General features: G+C 32.1%; 15 protein-coding genes and 1 pseudogene. 5 read left to right on the forward strand and 11 right to left on the reverse strand.

Features of this window, described 5'->3' with window-relative positions; translation table 11 throughout:
* Positions 1-46: 46 nt before the first annotated feature.
* Genes ACU68W_RS01485 through ACU68W_RS01495 form a run of 3 tightly spaced genes read right to left on the reverse strand, consistent with a single transcriptional unit; the run spans position 47 to position 4861 of the window.
* Positions 47-1390 carry an MATE family efflux transporter gene (locus tag ACU68W_RS01485; RefSeq protein ID WP_154274006.1) on the reverse strand — a complete coding sequence of 448 codons (1344 nt, stop codon included), beginning with the start codon at positions 1388-1390 and terminating at the stop codon, positions 47-49.
* An 11-nt stretch (positions 1391-1401) separates the two neighbouring features.
* Complete coding sequence (locus ACU68W_RS01490) at positions 1402-3123, reverse strand: ABC transporter ATP-binding protein (RefSeq protein WP_446755991.1); 1722 nt, start codon at positions 3121-3123, stop codon at positions 1402-1404.
* A complete protein-coding gene (locus tag ACU68W_RS01495; RefSeq protein WP_446755992.1) occupies positions 3107-4861 on the reverse strand; it encodes an ABC transporter ATP-binding protein in 1755 nt (584 codons plus the stop codon). The genes ACU68W_RS01490 and ACU68W_RS01495 overlap by 17 nt, the downstream gene beginning before the upstream one ends.
* Positions 4862-5021: 160 nt before the next feature.
* Between ACU68W_RS01495 and ACU68W_RS01500 the strand changes: the two genes are divergently transcribed.
* Entirely contained in the window at positions 5022-6014 is a 993-nt protein-coding gene (locus ACU68W_RS01500) for a helix-turn-helix domain-containing protein (protein ID WP_446755993.1), read from the forward strand.
* On the opposite strand, the pseudogene ACU68W_RS01505 reads toward ACU68W_RS01500, so the two are convergent.
* A pseudogene (locus tag ACU68W_RS01505) lies at positions 5962-6211 on the reverse strand (MATE family efflux transporter); the annotation flags it as partial. The gene ACU68W_RS01500 and the pseudogene ACU68W_RS01505 overlap by 53 nt on opposite strands.
* Before the next feature lie 13 nt (positions 6212-6224).
* Here ACU68W_RS01505 and ACU68W_RS01510 point away from each other — a divergent pair.
* The gene (locus ACU68W_RS01510) at positions 6225-6293 is read left to right on the forward strand and encodes a Fic family protein (RefSeq protein ID WP_241674312.1); all 69 of its coding nucleotides are present in this window, start codon (positions 6225-6227) and stop codon (positions 6291-6293) included.
* 312 nt (positions 6294-6605) lie between these two features.
* Here the strand turns inward: ACU68W_RS01510 and ACU68W_RS01515 are convergent, their stop codons facing one another.
* Genes ACU68W_RS01515 through ACU68W_RS01525 form a run of 3 tightly spaced genes read right to left on the reverse strand, consistent with a single transcriptional unit; the run spans position 6606 to position 8966 of the window.
* A complete protein-coding gene (locus tag ACU68W_RS01515) occupies positions 6606-7310 on the reverse strand; it encodes an ABC transporter permease (RefSeq protein WP_446755994.1) in 705 nt (234 codons plus the stop codon).
* A gap of 8 nt (positions 7311-7318) precedes the next feature.
* Positions 7319-8071 (reverse strand): hypothetical protein, encoded by a 753-nt coding sequence (locus ACU68W_RS01520; protein WP_446755995.1) that lies wholly within the window; start codon positions 8069-8071, stop codon positions 7319-7321.
* A 1-nt stretch (position 8072) separates the two neighbouring features.
* A complete protein-coding gene (locus ACU68W_RS01525) occupies positions 8073-8966 on the reverse strand; it encodes an ABC transporter ATP-binding protein (RefSeq protein ID WP_446755996.1) in 894 nt (297 codons plus the stop codon).
* Positions 8967-9094: 128 nt separating this feature from the next.
* Between ACU68W_RS01525 and ACU68W_RS01530 the strand changes: the two genes are divergently transcribed.
* Together ACU68W_RS01530 and ACU68W_RS01535 are read left to right on the forward strand one after the other, a co-directional pair.
* Positions 9095-9793: a response regulator transcription factor gene (locus ACU68W_RS01530; RefSeq protein ID WP_446755997.1), complete on the forward strand. Its 699-nt coding sequence runs from the start codon at positions 9095-9097 to the stop codon at positions 9791-9793.
* Positions 9793-11088: a sensor histidine kinase gene (locus ACU68W_RS01535; RefSeq protein WP_446755998.1), complete on the forward strand. Its 1296-nt coding sequence runs from the start codon at positions 9793-9795 to the stop codon at positions 11086-11088. The genes ACU68W_RS01530 and ACU68W_RS01535 overlap by 1 nt, the downstream gene beginning before the upstream one ends.
* 1081 nt (positions 11089-12169) lie before the next feature.
* Here ACU68W_RS01535 and arsB read toward each other — a convergent pair.
* Genes arsB through ACU68W_RS01555 form a run of 4 tightly spaced genes read right to left on the reverse strand, consistent with a single transcriptional unit; the run spans position 12170 to position 15729 of the window.
* Positions 12170-13228: an ACR3 family arsenite efflux transporter gene (gene arsB, locus ACU68W_RS01540; RefSeq protein ID WP_446755999.1), complete on the reverse strand. Its 1059-nt coding sequence runs from the start codon at positions 13226-13228 to the stop codon at positions 12170-12172.
* 31 nt (positions 13229-13259) lie between these two features.
* On the reverse strand, positions 13260-15011 hold the full coding sequence (arsA, locus tag ACU68W_RS01545) for an arsenical pump-driving ATPase (RefSeq protein ID WP_446756000.1): 1752 nt from the start codon (positions 15009-15011) through the stop codon (positions 13260-13262).
* A gap of 18 nt (positions 15012-15029) precedes the next feature.
* Positions 15030-15395, reverse strand: a complete 366-nt coding sequence (gene arsD, locus ACU68W_RS01550) for an arsenite efflux transporter metallochaperone ArsD (RefSeq protein WP_225560337.1) — start codon at positions 15393-15395, stop codon at positions 15030-15032.
* Positions 15396-15420: 25 nt separating this feature from the next.
* Positions 15421-15729: an ArsR/SmtB family transcription factor gene (locus tag ACU68W_RS01555; RefSeq protein WP_446756001.1), complete on the reverse strand. Its 309-nt coding sequence runs from the start codon at positions 15727-15729 to the stop codon at positions 15421-15423.
* A 748-nt stretch (positions 15730-16477) separates the two neighbouring features.
* Here ACU68W_RS01555 and ACU68W_RS01560 point away from each other — a divergent pair.
* A complete protein-coding gene (locus tag ACU68W_RS01560; protein WP_446756045.1) occupies positions 16478-16933 on the forward strand; it encodes a CopY/TcrY family copper transport repressor in 456 nt (151 codons plus the stop codon).
* The last annotated feature ends 33 nt before the right edge of the window (positions 16934-16966 follow it).

The following is a 16966-nucleotide window of genomic DNA, read 5'->3' on the forward strand; positions in this document are numbered from 1 at the left end:
ATAAATAAATTCTTCTGTCATTTTTATTTTTCTTTTTATTTTATTTTTAATCATTTACATTCATATTTGAAAGAGCCTTTGCTTGCATTGCTAAACCTACCATTATCATAGTAAAATCTACAACTGGTTCTGTCCACCAAACAGCCGCTGCTCCAAATACTCTTGGTAATATAAGTAAGGCTGGAACAAGTAGTATTAGCTGTCTTAACATTACAATCATTCCAGCTTTTTTTCCATCCCCTATCGCTTGGAAAAAAGTTATTGTCATAATCATAATTCCATAAAGAATAAATACTGAATAGAACATTCTGAAATTATTAACTCCACTTGAAATTATATCCTGACTTACTTTAAATAAACCAAGTAACTGTTTTGAAAATACTTGTGCTGGTAACCAAAAAATTGCCGCAAGTACTGTTCCTCCTATAGAAAATATCTTCATAGTTTCCTTTACTCTATCGTATTGTTTTGCTCCAAAGTTTGTACCAATAATCGGCTGTAATGCCTGACTCATTCCCCAAATTGGTATAAATGAAAATCCATAAAACCTCAAAGTTGCAGACATTAATATTGCATTTGGATCTCCTCCATATCTAAAAGCTTGTCTATAAAGCAATGTTTGTTGAACCATGAAAAATACTTGCATGATCATAGCTGATACTCCTACTCCAAACATTTCCTTTGATATATCTTTTTCTTTTTTTATTTTCTTTATTTTTACATTTTCACTTTTACTCTTAAAATAATAAAGAGTAATAACCGCTTGAATTATTTGTGCTGTTACAGTTGCTATAGCTGCTCCCTCAATGGCATAATCACCCATTAATTTCATTAGTATTGGATCAAGAGCTATATTGATAAAGGCACCAAGTCCCATGATACTCATTGCTCTTTTCATAAGTCCTTCACCACGCATAACCATATTGGCTGACTGGGTAAAGTTTACAAAATTTGAGCCTAGAAATATTATTCTTAAATACCTTATGCCTAATGCCTTTATTTCTCCTGTTGCTCCAATTAAATCTAAAAAATATGGTCCTAGAAGTATTCCTCCTATTGTTATGATCGTTGAAAAAAATATAATCCAATAGATAAGATTTCCCATAAGCTTGTCTATAGTATCTTTATCACTCTTTCCCATGGCTCTTGATAAAATTGATGCCGAACCTATCCCTATAAGCGTTGCAATCCCATTATTAAAAAATGTAAGTGGCATAGCTATTGAGCAAGCCGCCATAGCATTCTCACCAATTATTTGTCCAGCAAATATTCCATCCATAAGTGGATATAGACCTATAACCACCATGCCAATTACTGCTGGTATAGATAATTGAAACATTAAAGACAATGGCTTCTTGGTCAACAACTGTTCTTTCATGTTTTGTTTCATTTTTAGTTCTTTCAATATATAAATTCTTCTGCCATTTTTGTTTTTTCTATTAAATTTTTATAAACTTTTGATTTTTGTAAAAGCTCTTCATGTTTGCCTTCGCTTTCTACTTTTCCGTTTTCAAGAACTACTATCTTGTCTGCATTTTCTATGGATTTCATTCTGTGTGAAATGATGACGACAGTTTTATCTTTAACTAAGTTATTTAATGACTCTTGAATTTTTTTCTCGTTGTCAACATCAAGGCTTGCTGCTATCTCATCTAAGATCAATATCGGTGCATCTTTTAAGAAGGCTCTGGCTATTGATAACCTTTGTCTTTCTCCTCCTGATAGTTCAGCTCCGTTCTCACCAATAACTGTATCGAAACCCTTATCCATCTTTTCTATAAAATCTGTACAGTTTGCAAGTTTTGCTGCTCTTTTAACCTCTTCGTCACTTGCATCTTGCTTACCAAGTCTAATATTTTCCATAACGCTTTGATTAAAGAGAACCACATCTTGGAAAACTATTGAGACCTTATCAAAAAGAGATTCTGTTGATATTTCTTTTATATTTTTGCCATCGATTAGGATTTGTCCCTTGTCATAATCATAAAGTCTTGATATAAGTTTCAAGATAGTTGTTTTACCACATCCGCTTGCACCTACCAAAGCAGTAACCTCTCCCTGCTTAGCTTTAAAACTTACACCATTTAAAACTTTTGCGTCTTTATTGTAAGCAAACTCAACATCTTTTAGATCAATATCAAATTTTTTTAAGCTATAGTCATCGCCTTCTTGTAAATCTTGATTTTGAATTTCTTTTAATCTTTCAATTTTTGGCGTTAAATAAAATATTTCCATCAAGCCCGCTTTAGATGCATCTAAAGCGTCTTTTATCTTCATAGCAGCTAGTAAATATCCTATAAGGTAGAGAGAATTTATCTCTTTATTAATAATTAGATTTACGCCGACAAATATCACAACAGCAAGAGATATAAAGCTAAATATTGAAGATATAGACAAAGTTAAAATTGTAGTTACTTCGTACTTTAAGTGTACTCTCTCACTATCTTCCATTTTTTTATATAAATCATCTTTAATATCCTTCGATAAATTATATGCTTTAATCTCCATTTGCATTTCGATATTTTCTTGAAAGCTTTCTGAGTTTTTTCTTAAGACATCATAATGTCTATTCTGTCTATTAACCTGATATTTTTTAGATAAAGGTATAAATATAAAGCTTAAAATAGATGGAATAATTACAGCTAAACCCATCTTGACATTGCCCGCTAGCATCATTACAGACATTAATGGGAAAAACAGTACCATGCCGCCCACCTTTGGTATTGCGTGGCTCATTGCATGCTCTATGCCTGCAATATCAGCCATGATTGTTTGTGAAATGTCGGAAATGTCATGTTTAGAAAAGTAAGATAGAGGTAATTTTGATAAATTCTCCGCTGTCCTTATTCTTAAATCTGCACTTTCTTGATAGGTTGTGTTATATAATTTATCGTATTCGATAGAAAGCAAAATATACATTGCTATCAAAGTCAAAACTGAGAATACTATATAAAATCCCTTGCTTTTGCCCATATTTTCCAAAACTTCCTGAGCAAAAATCATAAGTAATATGGCAGGAAGCATGTTTATACAATAAACGAAAAATGTAGCCAGTGTTGCTTTACTTAAATTTCTTGCTCCTTTATCTGTAAGAGCAAATCTTTTTTTATAAAACTCTTTCATTTGAAACCCTCCATTCATTCGCACTGTTAAACATCTCTTGCAGGCTCTTATACCTTGTATCTTGTGACATTAATTCTTTGTCAGACCCTCTTTCTATAATTTTTCCACTATCCATAACAATAATTTCATCAAGGTCTTTAATTGTTGATAACCTGTGTGCAATCATGATAACTGTTTTATCCTTCATAAGATTTTTGAAAGCTTTTTGCAATTCAAACTCGTTATCTGGGTCAATAGATGCTGATGCTTCATCCATAATAATAATTTTGGAATCCTTTAAAATTGCTCTAGCAATTGCAATTCTTTGTTTTTCTCCACCGGATAAATAAACACCTTTTGAGCCTATGATTGTATTTTCTCTTTCTGGGAATTTGTCTAATATTAAATCACATCCTGCTAATTTTAAGGCTCTCATAACGTCATCTTTCGTCGCATCTTTATTAGCTAAAGCAACATTATCATAAATACTTTTCTTGAATAATTTTGAATCTTGAAAAACAAAGGAAACGGCTTTAATTAAGGCTTCGTCAGAGTATTCACTTATTGGAATCCCACCTATCTTTATGCTTCCTTCATTAACATTGTAAAAACCCGATATAAGTTTTGCTACTGTTGATTTGCCTGATCCAGATGAACCGACAAGTGCGTAGGACTTTCCTTCTTCTAAATTAAAGGATAAATTTTCAATGACAGCTTTATCATTATAAGCAAAGCTTACATTGTCAAAGTCTATATTATAGTTTTTAAAATTATTGACATTACCATGCACTAATTTGTCTTTTTGCATATCTTCGTAAAGCGCCTCTAAAGTATCTACTGCATAATTCCCTTGAGAAATATACATGGAGTACCACATTATTCTCGTGAATGAAACAAAGAGAACTCCTGATAAAAATATAATCATGATAAGCTCAAGTAAAATCACCTTTGCGCTACCTAAGCTTGTCATAAAATAAACTATAGGAATAATTAAAATTGCAATCAGTCCAAAAAATAACCATTGATATAAAACATAAGGCTTTTTACAAGATAGGGAATAATCATAAGCATACTTTGAGTAATCTTTTATCGCCTTATAAAAGCTTTTAAATGACTCAACATTTACTCTAAATATTTTTACAACTTGCATTCCTCTAACGTATTCAACAGTCTCAGCACTTAGTTTAGATAGGGCTTCTTGGTATATCTTCATAAATTTTCCCTCGCCCATCATTGCCCCTAAAAATAAGCCACCAATTATTGTAAGAGCAAGCAAGGTTATTCCAACTCTTATACTTACTATAAAGCCTAGTACAAGGACAAGTATAGGTGTAACTATTGCCTGAGAGCTATCTGGAATCATGTGAGCTACAACCTGATGAGTTTGTGCTGCATTATCATCTATGATCTTTCTTATCTGACCAGAGGGATTTAAGTCAAAGAACCTAAAACTTGCTTTCTCTAAGCCATCAATCCCCCTCTTTCTTAAATTTGTTTCAAGCCTAAATCCCAATATATGTGAAAACAGTCCTGAGACAAAATAAAATATCGCTCCACTTGTTAGTGTAATAACAGATTTTAATGCTATGCTCTCTGCACCAGATAAATTTGAATTAATTATTAACCTATCTAAAAATTTGTAGATTAAGTAATATCCATATACCGTAAGCACAGCAGATATAGCAGAAAAAACTATAGCTAAAACCCCAAGATATTTTTTATCCTGTACATAAGCAAATAGTTTTTTGTAAATTTTCATAATCATCTCCCCTTTCTTTGATGTTCCTTTTAGGTATAAATTTACTTATTTGATAATGCCTATCATTGTATTTTTATTATACATCGGTTATAATTACTAATACAATAGTTTTAAATTAATAAGGCTAATTGGAACATTGTCTAAAAGGGATAGGTGTATTATGACATATTATGATTTTGTAAAAGATTATATGAAAGTGGATGAATGTAAAAACAATAAGAAGTATTCAAGTGCAGGCCACACTTTTTGTTGGAAAAAAGAAGATTTAACTTATGCAGAAGGCCTGTATTGGTTTTATGAAGGAAATGGATTTATTATTGATGTTCATGATTTTTATATCAGTGAAGAAGTAGTTCAAAATAATACCTATAGTATGGCAGACTATGTTTCAATTTACACAAGCTACATAGTCAGCGCAAATGGAGAAAAGTTTAACCCGTATCAAACTCTTACCGCAAACTCATTATGCACACTTGATTTTGATAATATAAAAGATGACTTCCTATTTTTATTACACGAGAACTGCTATTATCTTGCTGTTTCCATAGGTTTTAAAAAAGAGCTAATAGAAAAACATTTAGCATCTATTAACATTAATCCGGAATCATTTTATTCATCTTTACTTCAACCGAATCAAATTATACTTACAAAATCCCTAGAAAAAGTGGCAATGGAAATATTAAATTGTAAGATGGATGCTCCTGCCGCTGATTTTTTCTTTAAAGCCAAAGCAAATGAATGGGTAAGTATTGTGATTGACACATACTTAAATAGAAAAAAATATAAAATTGAGTCTGATGATAATAAAGCACTTGAAGATGTAGCAAGATTCTTAGATGATCATTTCGCCATGAATGTAAATCAAGAAACCCTTGAAAAAATATCTAAAATGAGCGGAACAAAATTAAAAAATTTGTTCAGAGAAAAATATGGTCAAAGCATTACAGAATACACTCAAAGAAAAAGAATGAATGTAGCTGAAACTCTTCTCTTAAATACCGAACTGCCTATAAAAGAAATTGCAGAATCTGTTGGATATTCATCTGCTAGCAAATTTTCCATTTATTACAAAAGATACAAGGGAAAACTTCCTAGTGAGGTTCGTAATTTAGCTTGCAAACATCACAATTTAAAATGCGATTATTGTGATTAAAATAATGGAGTGTTATTATTGTTTGAACCAATTGTGCTGTAATAGTTGCAAGTGCTGCACCTTCAATTGCATATTTCTCCATTAATTTCATTAGAATAAGATCAAGAATTATGTTTAAGAGAGCTCCTGGCCCATAATAGGCATGGCTTTTTCATAAATCCATTTCCACGCATAACCATGTTCGATGTTATTGTATACAAATACGTTAAAATGAACATAGCCCATCCTTTTAGAGAGGGAAATAGCAGGACGAATAGGATTTGGCTTAATTTATTCTAAAAAAAACCTAAAAAATGTGTAGATTGGGAAACAATCGATAAATACGCTTATCTGTCCGCTATGAAGAGATCGGTTGTAAACACCTGAAATCAACCATTTTTACAATCTGCTCTTATAGATAAAATAGACTATAGAGAAGTTTTCATGAAAGGAATCGACAAGTCATACCTCTACGAAGACCTCTATGACATTCCTATAGGAGAAATTTAATAAAAATATAGAAATAAATGCCCCAAAATTAAGAATTAAACTTAAATTTGGGGCTATATTTGTATTATAATTTATTAGCTTTTTCTTAATATCTTTTCATAGCTATTTATTTTCAAATTTTAAAAATTTATTAGAAAGATACAAAAATGTGAATAATTCTCCTATGGCAAAAGCACTCAGCAAGACCAAATCATGTGGGTTTATGAACCTTAAATTATTAGCCTCTATTGCCAAAAAGCTTAGACCTACAATTTTTAAAGACCTAAAAGCGCTCGCAAAACCAAACATGGTAAAGATTGTAGATAAGAGCACTATGATCCCAAAAGACCTTATCCTTATGGAAAGAGCTTCAAAAATCCCAATTATTGGAAGGGCAAGCAAGATGCTAAGGCCTATATAATAAAAATATATAGAAAAATCAATGGTCGAAAATCCTCCTATATATTTCCCTCCCAGGTAGAAAAGGGCCAGAAAATATATTTGGCAAAGGCAAATTATAAGAAAAGCCAAAATCAATTTTGCTCCCACAAAGGCCATATTTTTCTTTGGGCTAAGTCTAATAAATTTTAGGCCTGCTCTGTGTTCTGTCGCCCAAAGGCTTGCTATTACGATTGCAATTAAGGGAATGTAGAAAAACGAAAAGTAAAACAAGCTTACCTGGGTCCACAAAGATTGCCATTCATTGGTCAATGTTTCCCTATTTCCCATAAAGTTTATAAGGCCAAAGGCGTTAGCTAGTAGGGGAATTATCAGACTTACCAACAAGATATTTGTAAATTTTATTTTTTTTAATTCTAATTTTAACATAAGTCCTCCTAGTCCTTGTATAGATTATAAGTTTTCATTGCCTTTAAGTAGCCAAGGCAGGCTATTAAAAGGATCAGGGCAATTATTGGTGTATAAAAATTTATTGGATTTAGAACCTGGATAAATTTCCCTCCTTCGCTTACATAAGAAATATTTAATAAACTTGCCATCCAAGCAAAGGGATTTACAAAGGCAAGAGTCTCTGATGTAAGCATGGTTATTACTCCAGTAAGACCGCCTATTATTCCTATAAATGATAGGGTATAGACTCTTTTTGATTTCATTTCTATTATCATAAATAGGCCCATAAAAAATAAATTTATTAATATGGCAGATATATTTACCAAGGCAAATCTTAATATCATGTCAGTGTCCATATTAAAATGAGCTGACTTTTTTGCTAGTAGGAGAAAGACAATAGCTTCTACTATTTGCAATAAAACTAGTTTTAGGGATAGGTTTTTAAATTTATTTATGAGTATAGAGTTTACTTTTTCTCCAAGACTTACTTGCAACTGCCACATCTTGTTTTTTTCCTCGATTTCAATCACTTTTTTCACCAAAGAAGAGATTAAAATCGGATTTATCAATAAGGAAATAAATAGATATGTGTCTAAGATATAGGCTAGGGGATAATTTCCTTCCGCAAATGATTTTGAATGGCTGACCCCTGCCACCATTAGCATTTGAGCGAAAAATACTATTAGTATTAAAAAATTTATCCCAAGTCTTTTGTATTTTTTTCTTTCTAAGTTTGCCATATTAAGACCTGCTTTCTTCGATAAAAAGTTTTTCTAGGCTTTCTTTTTCTTCTTCAATCTTGTATATATCAACCTTTCCGTGCAAGAAATTTACTATTTCAGATATTTTTTGGTTAGAAACTTTGCCCAAAATAATCTTTTTACCATCTATCCTTACCTGATCTAAGTCTAAAAGATTAGCAGCTTTTTGATTGTCAGATGTTTGGATGGAAATAAATGGTGGATGAAGTTTCCTATAGTCTTCCAAGCTTCCATTGTAGGTTAGTTTCCCTGCCTTGAGGATACCAATATGTGTAGAAATTTTTTCCATCTCATCAAGAATATGGGAAGAAATCAGAATGCTTGTAGAAGTGTTTTTCACTATGTTTTTAAATAAGTTTCTCATTTCCTCAATTCCCTGAGGATCAAGGCCATTTATAGGTTCATCTAAGATCAATAACTTTGGACTACCTATTAGGGCAATTGCAATTCCAAGTCTTTGCTTCATACCCAGCGAATAATCCCTCGCTTTTTTCTTGCCCACATTATTAAGGCCAACAAGGTCAAGAGTTTTTGAAATTTCTGCCTTATCTATTCCCTTAAGCTCGCAAATTATTTCTAGATTTTCATAGCCTGTTAGGTGGTCATAAAAGGATGGATTTTCAATTAGGGCACCGAGATTTTTGTTAAGGTCTTTTTGGTTTCTAGGACTTACTTCTTGGCCAAAAACCTTAATTTCCCCTCCATCTTTTCTCACAAGACCAAGTATAAGCTTCATAAGTGTTGACTTTCCCGCTCCATTTTTGCCTATTAGGCCATAAATTGAACCTTGTTCGATTTCCAGATAGTCAATATCTAGGACTTTCTTCTTGTTATATGATTTTTGTAGATTTTTTATTTCTAATATTTTTTCCATAATCATTCCTCCTACAAAAAGGATACCAGGCTAAGATAAAAATAAGCTTTAAGCAAGGTCACTTTTACATCACAAAAACCAAAATATCAAAAGTCTGGTGTATAATTAGGATAGCAAGGAGGAGCTTAATGGATTTTAGAAATAATTTTTCTATACTAATAGTAGATGACGAAACAAATTTATTGGAAAATTTATATAATTTTTTGAAAGAAAAGGGTTTTAATAAGATTTATACCGCAAAAAACCTCAAAGAATCTAGGTTTAAGCTTACAAATTTCAAAATTGACCTAGTGGTCCTTGACCTGATGCTTCCAGATGGGAGTGGTTTTGATCTTTTAAAGGAAATAGGAAAAACTTCCGATATGGCAGTCATAATCCTCTCCGCCCTTGATGGGATAGATGATAGGAAGGAAGGTTTTGAAAACAAGGCCGACGACTACCTAGTCAAGCCATTTTTCCCTGATGAACTCCTTTGGAGGATTGATGCGGTTTTAAGACGCAGTAAAAAAATAAAAAACGAAGAGAGGATTAATTTAGGAAAGGTAATTTTCGATAAGTCCAAGGGCATCCTCATAAAAAATGGAGAGGAAATCCCCCTAACTGCCACCCAATTTAAAATCCTGTCCTACCTAGCCAACAACATGAATATGATTGTCTCTATTGACCGTATTCTGGAAAATATTTGGGAAGATTCCTATGGTTATGAAAATACCTTGATTACTCACATCTATAGACTTAGGGAAAAGCTTGAGGATAATCCAAGAGATCCAAAGCTTTTAATTACTATAAAGGGACTTGGCTATAAGCTTGTCAAAGAGGATGAATAATGTTTGATTTTATAATAAAAAGGTTCAAAAAAATTGTTATTAGGATACTAGCTTTAATGTTTTTTTTAATATTTTTATTTATGATTTTCCTCTACCTAAACTATAGGCTTAAAGACCAATACCCAAACCCCGACAAGATTTATTCTTATGTAGAAGACAATAAAACTAGTATTTACCTAAATGAAAAAAACAAGGAATTTTTAAAAGAAAAAGATATTTGGGCCATAAGAATTAATAAAAATGGAAAGATCGTTGAAAGTTTTAATAAGCCAAAAGAAGTTAAGAACAAGTTTGACCTTACTGATGTAGCAGGCTTTACTAGGTATTATTTGGCCGACTACCCTGTCTTTACCTATATATTAAAAGATGGTCTAATCCTATTTGCTTATCCTAAAAATTCTTTGGATAAGTTTCCCTTTAATTATTATAATTTCAAGAATTTGCTTTTTAATTTTGAAGTTTTTCTAGTTTTTGTAATTTTATTCTTTATATTTGTCTACATATTTTATAGGATTGATATTAAAAACATCTTCAAAAACATCTTGCCCTTACAAGAAGCGATAGATAAAATCTACGAAGATGACTATGAAAAACTAGATGAAAGTGGAGAATTAAAGGACCTTGCCCTTTCAATTAACAAGGCCAATGAAAAATATAATAACTTAAAAAAATCACAAAGTAAGTGGATTAGAGGTCTTAGCCACGATGTGAGGACTCCTCTTGCAAAAATTTCCTGGGAACTTAATAAAGAAAACAAAATTGACATAAATACCAAAAATATAAAGAACCAAGTCCTAAAAATTTCAAATATCCTAGAAGGTCTCAATCTAACTATGTCCCTTGCCAACATTGACAAGGAGAATTTTGAGGCAAAAAGCCCCTTAAAAGTAATCCGAAAAGTCATAGTCGATAAGTTAAATGAAAATCCCGAAAGAGAAATTGTTTTTGAAAATAGGCTAAGAGATCCAGATATAAAACTTAAAATGGATCCAACCTTGTTTTATAGGATGGTCGAAAATATCATAAAAAATTCCCTTGCCTATACTGAGGGAAAAATCTACCTTATAATTTCAAACCCAGATAACCAGCTAATTATAAGGGTCTTAGACCAAGGCTGTGGGGTAGATGAAGATATAATAAAGAGAATTAATGACGAAGATTTGACCAATATTACAAAGCACGGCTTGGGGATTTTTATTTCTAAACAAATAGCCGAATTGCATGATGGGAAATTTTCTATAGAGAATAAGGAACAAGGCCTTGACGTTTCCTTTATCTTTGACCTGATTAATTAAATTTTATTTTAATCATAAATCACAATTAAAAAACGAGCCCGTAAGAAAATCATGTACCGACCTCCCAATCGTTAGATTTTGGTATAAATTTTTGAGGTCGGTACATGATTCTGAAATAGCATATTTTTTGATAAATCAGAAATAGAATATCTTTCAAAATGATTATTTGGAATCGTATTATATGATTCTACAGTTGCTTTATATACTGGTTCTGAAAAAAAACGTTAACTTAAATGTATCTGAACTTTCATCTAAATTTAAAAATAATAACAACTCTATTGTTTTTGTAATTTAATAAGAAAGTCTTATTCTAGAATCTACTCTATAAAGTTCACTAATTTTTGAAAAAGGATGTGACGAAACCTTACACCCTTAAATCAAAAAAGAGTAGCCCTTTAAGCTACTCTTGTAGAAAGTACAAAATGAGTTAATTATATTTTTTGTGTTTCCTCATACTAGTTGCAAAACAACTCTCACGTCCATGTAGTTTTTTTGAGTCTTTTCTACATATCCTTTTTTATCTTTTTCGAAGACAAAATGCTTATAAACTTATTAAAATGCAGGATTTCTAAATTTACATCTTTTATATCAACGCTATAGCTTCAGCAGTCGATTTCTGCCAATCAAAGCTTCCTATTCGGTCGCTTCTCTTGGGAAATCTTTGCATAAGACCTGCCTCTACTTTTCAGTGTAGCTTCGCTTCTTGACAAGTAGGGCTAGGGCTTCAACGTGGCTTGAGTGGTCAGCATCGATAAATTTCCAAGTTTTTCAAAATCTTCGTATGTGGGAATATATCAATCAATGCTAATACTATTAAGGTCTTAAAGCCGTAATAGGTATTACGTAAACATCATCATCTCTTTTATAAACAAAAGGTGCTTGTCTTGTTTTAATTCAAGTATTTGTCCATTTTTTATTCAAGTATTTGATCGTTTATTGTTATATCTTTTTATCTTTACAATATAATATTTAATTAACAAGCCCTTACAATATGAAATGACCCCCTTAAGTTAGTTTTTAGGTCTAACTTTTGGGGGTCACCTTAAATTTTTATAGTCGAACTTTTTCTAATGTCTTAACTTTATTTAACTCTTTCAAGGCTTGGGAAGGAGCTTTTTGTATTATTAACTATTCTTACTAAAAGTAGCATTACGGGAACTTCCGTAAGAACCCCTACAGTTGATGCAAGAACAACAGGAGAATCTACACCAAATAAGGCTATGCCTACAGCCACTGAAAGTTCGAAAAAGTCAGATGCTGCTATTAAAGAAGCTGGCGCTGCTATCTCATGAGGTAGTTTGCTTACTTTACTTACAAAATATGTTAGAGAGAATGAAATCACATTTTGAAGTATTAGTGGAACTGCTATTAAAACTACATAAAGTGGATGTTTTACTATCATATCTCCTTGGAAAGTAAATATAATAACGAGGGTAAGAAGAAGTCCTATGGTAGTTACTCCGTCAAACTTTTTTATAAAGTTATTTTCCAGGTAATCTTTTCCCTTATTTTTTATTATAAAGTATCTTGATAAAAAACCGCCCACTAAAGGAATTACAACAAAAAGTACTAATGACATAATGAGAACATCCATTGGTAGAGTTATACCCTTTAAACCTAAAAGGAGCTGTACAAGTGGTACAAATAGGAAGAGTATCAAGATGTCATTTACCGATATCTGTACAAGGGTTTGTGCTGGGTCTCCATTTGTAAGACTGCTCCACACAAAGACCATTGCTGTACATGGGGCTGTACCTAAGAGTACTGCTCCTATAACAAAATCATTGGCAAGATTAGCGGGTATTAACTGGCTAAATACATAATGGAAGAAAAGTGTAGATAGACCAAACATTAAAAATGGTTTTATTCCCCAGCTTGCTATTGTAGAAATAATTATACCTTGGGGATGTCTTCCTACATTTTTTAGTGAATTAAAGTCTATTCTAACCATCATAGGGTATATCATAAGCCACATTAAAACTGTTAAGATTATATTTTGACCCTTAAATTCCAATGACTGTAAGAAAGATTGAACAGATGGCATAAATCTAGCAATCAAAATACCTGCAGCCATGCAGAGTAAAACCCATATACTTAAATATCTTTCAAAAAAACTAATTTTTTCGTTTGTTTCTTTCATCAATTTCACCTCTTTTTTTATCTGCCTATTCTTATAATAGGTCTTTTAAATTGTCTTCTTTTAAATCTTCTGGAATCCACTCAACAAGGGCTGTGTTAGATTGAGATGTTTCATCTATTGTCTTGATCCACTCTTTTTCTTGATCGGCCCTAGCTTTTAAAATCTCGTTTTGGCTGCCACTTGCAAAGTAGCTTGAGTTGATAATCCACCATTTATTAAAGATTTCTGCCCTATCTAGGTCTTCCTTAAGTCTTTTTGCTTCATAGTAAGGAGTTGCTTCTGCTAGGGCTATAATTAGAACCTCTGTATAATCCTTGTCCTTAAGCCTTGGAAGTAGTTTCTTTACTGATTCAGGTACATCTCCCTGGCTTCTTGAAATTTCCCTATTATAACTTTCAGTCGATTCTAAAAGAAGAATTGTATGACCAGTTGGGGCTGTGTCTATTACTACTATTTCATCTTCTGACTTGTCTACTATATCAGCAAATGCACGAAAAACTGCAATTTCTTGGGTACATGGACTTCTTAAATCTTCTTCGATATAATCAATGTCTTCCTCACTTGCCCCATCTTCCTTTGCCTTTCCTAGGACTTCTTCTCTATAAGATTCAAGCTCCTTATCTTCATCTATATAGGAAATAGTCAAATTATCTCTTTCGCTTATTATATATTTTAGATGGTCGGCTGGGTCTGTTGTTGCAAGATGAACTTTTTGACCTTTTTCATTAAGGGCTAGGGCAATAGCTGCTGCTATAGTTGTTTTCCCTACTCCTCCCTTACCCATAGTAAGGATAACTTTTTTATTGTTCTTATATAGGTCGTCAACAACATCTTCTAGCCTAGATATCTTGCTAGTGTCTATTGTAACTGAAGACTCCATTCTTTCTTCTATATCATCCGAGAAAAATTTTCTAAGATTTTCGATACTAGATGTGTTGTATGGTTTAAGTGGAAGATAGTAAGTTTCAAGGTCTTTTAGTCCTTCTGGCATTGCTTCCACATCTCTTTTTTGCATATTGTGTATAGCTGTTGAAAGATCATCATCATAGGAATCTAGCATACCATTTATTATGTGAATTTGGTTGTCTACGCCAATTTCGTGGAGTTCATTTGATGTCCTTGCCGCTTCTTTTAGGGCTGTTTCTATAGGTCTAGAAACTAGTATAAGGCTAGTTAGCTCACTGTCAGCTAGGTTGTCAACAGCTTTTTTATAAATACCTCTTTCTTCATCTAGACCTGATAGCTGGCCTAGGCAAGATGCTCCATACTTGTTGTTATCTAAAAAGTTTGTCCAAGCTGAAGGTAGTTCTAGCATTCTTAGTGTATGGCCTGTTGGAGCAGTATCAAATATTATATGGTCATATTCAGCTGCAAGCTCTTCATCAGCTATAAAGCTTGTGAACTCCTTAAAAGCTGCCACTTCAGTTGTACATGATCCCGAAAGCTGCTCTTCCATGGCTTCTATAACCTCATCCGGAAGCTTTCCTCTTTGAGGTCCAACTACGCTTTCCTTATAGTCTTCTAGGGCTTTCTCTGGTTCAAAGTTAGCTAGCTTTAAATTCTTTACCTTATCTATATCTCTTATTTTATTGTCTAAGTCTGTGTCAAAAATATCCTGTAAGTTTGATGCTGGGTCTGTACTAACAAGGATAACTTTTTTACCTTGGTCTGCTAGGTTTATAGCAAGACTTGAAGCTATAGAAGTTTTACCTACACCACCCTTGCCTGTAAAGAAAAGATACTTATTTAGCTTAATATTTTCTGGATTGAATCTTGTATACACATTGACCTCCTATCCTATCTATTTGTTTCCTTTATTCTTTTTCATTTTTTGAATTGCTATACCAGACATTATATATTCTTTGGGTATATCTAAAAATTCAACAAATTCATCATTTGTTGGGTATTCTCTTGTTTTGACTACTTCATCGTCAACCATTGTTATAGGAAGTACATCGACTCCTTCTTCATTTAACAGCTTGCTTACTTTATCATTTTCAGCGTAAAGCTGTGGTTCATCTTTTAGGTTATGTCTTATTACTTCTACATTTTTTTTACTTAACCTATTAATCGCTGTGGATACCCTTAATAAGTTCTTGTCTACTGATGGTCCACATACACCTGTTGAACAGCACATTGCTGGGTCATAAATTACCATTTTTTTCATACTAACACTCCTTTAGCATTTACTTTTACTTACATTTTTTACAAATACAGTCTTCTTTATCTTCGGTAATATAATCTAGGAAGTCTTTAATCTCTTCTATTCTTTCAAGGTTTAGAGTATATCTCATCCATGCCCCATCCCTTCTTGCGTTAACAAGGCCTGAATCCGTTAAGTTTTTCATGTGATAGCTTAGGGTTGATTGAGAAATACTCAAACCATCCAAAATATCACAGGCACAAATCTCGCCACATGAGAGCATATCAATTATTTTTAGCCTGGTTTCATCAGACAAAACCTTGAATATAGGTGCAAACTCTGCGTATGATTTTTTCATAATTTCCCCTTTCTTTATTTGATATATCGATACACTTCAATGATATCGATGAATTTCGATTTCATATTTATTATACACCCCATATCGATGTTTGTCAATGTTGTTAAAAACTAATTAGAGTTATTTTTAAGCTTCTAAAAACTAATTTTAAATTTAATGCTCAAAAATTAAATACTTATTATTTAAATTTGCCTAATTTACTTAGGCTTGTTTGCCATGCTTATTTTTATTTAATTGTCATTTGTTATTTTACTGTTGACTTCACGTAAAGTATCCATATGTCTGAACATCCCTACGAATTTTACTATTAATATGTTCTCACATTGTGCTTTTTCAATAAAAAATAGCTTTTAAGATTTCTTCTAAAATCCTAAAAGCCATTGATTTCAACAGTCTTATAGCTTGTTATTCTATTTTCTTGTGGAAAACTTCTCCAGATTTTTCTTAATAAGATGAATAAATTGCACAACTTTCATTTAAATAAATCTACAAATTTTTAGTAAAGTTCTTGAAGTGAATCAAACCAAACTACATGAAAAATGAAAGTATAGAATTTGTGAAATTTATGACTATATATTTAGCCTAACAATAAATTCAGAAAAGGTATCATCATATTTATCATATTTAACATATTATTAAAAATAATGAATTAAAAATTTATTAAAAAGACTTGACAAGATAAGTTTAAAGGTGTAAACTTATCTTAAGTATTAAGTCTATAATTGTAAACGATAAGGAGGGAAAGACAATAGGTGTAATAGTATATAATACTCATATCACAGATGCTGAATGGGAAGTCATGCGTGTAGTTTGGGCAAATGATCGAGTAACTAGTAAAAAAGTTATCTCCATATTGCAAGAAAAAACGGACTGGACACAATCCACTATCAAAACGATCTTAGGTCGATTAGTTGAAAAAGGCGTACTAAATACAGAGAAAGAAGGTAGAAAATTTATTTACAATGCCAATATTGAAGAGAAAGAAGCCGTAAGGGATTATGCAGAAGATATTTTTAACCGTATTTGCAAAAAGAAAGTCGGAAATGTAATAGGAAGCATCATTGAAGATCATGTCTTAAGCTACGATGATATTAAGAGACTGGAAGAAATATTAGAGAAGAAAAAAGCTTTCGCAGTTAAAGAAGTAGAATGCAATTGTCCAAAAGGACAATGTGAATGCAATTTACATCATAAGGGAGAATAAGGAGGAATTAAAAATGAAGAATAACAATAAACA

The sequence above is a fragment of the Finegoldia sp. P2-F-LR genome (assembly GCF_052932265.1).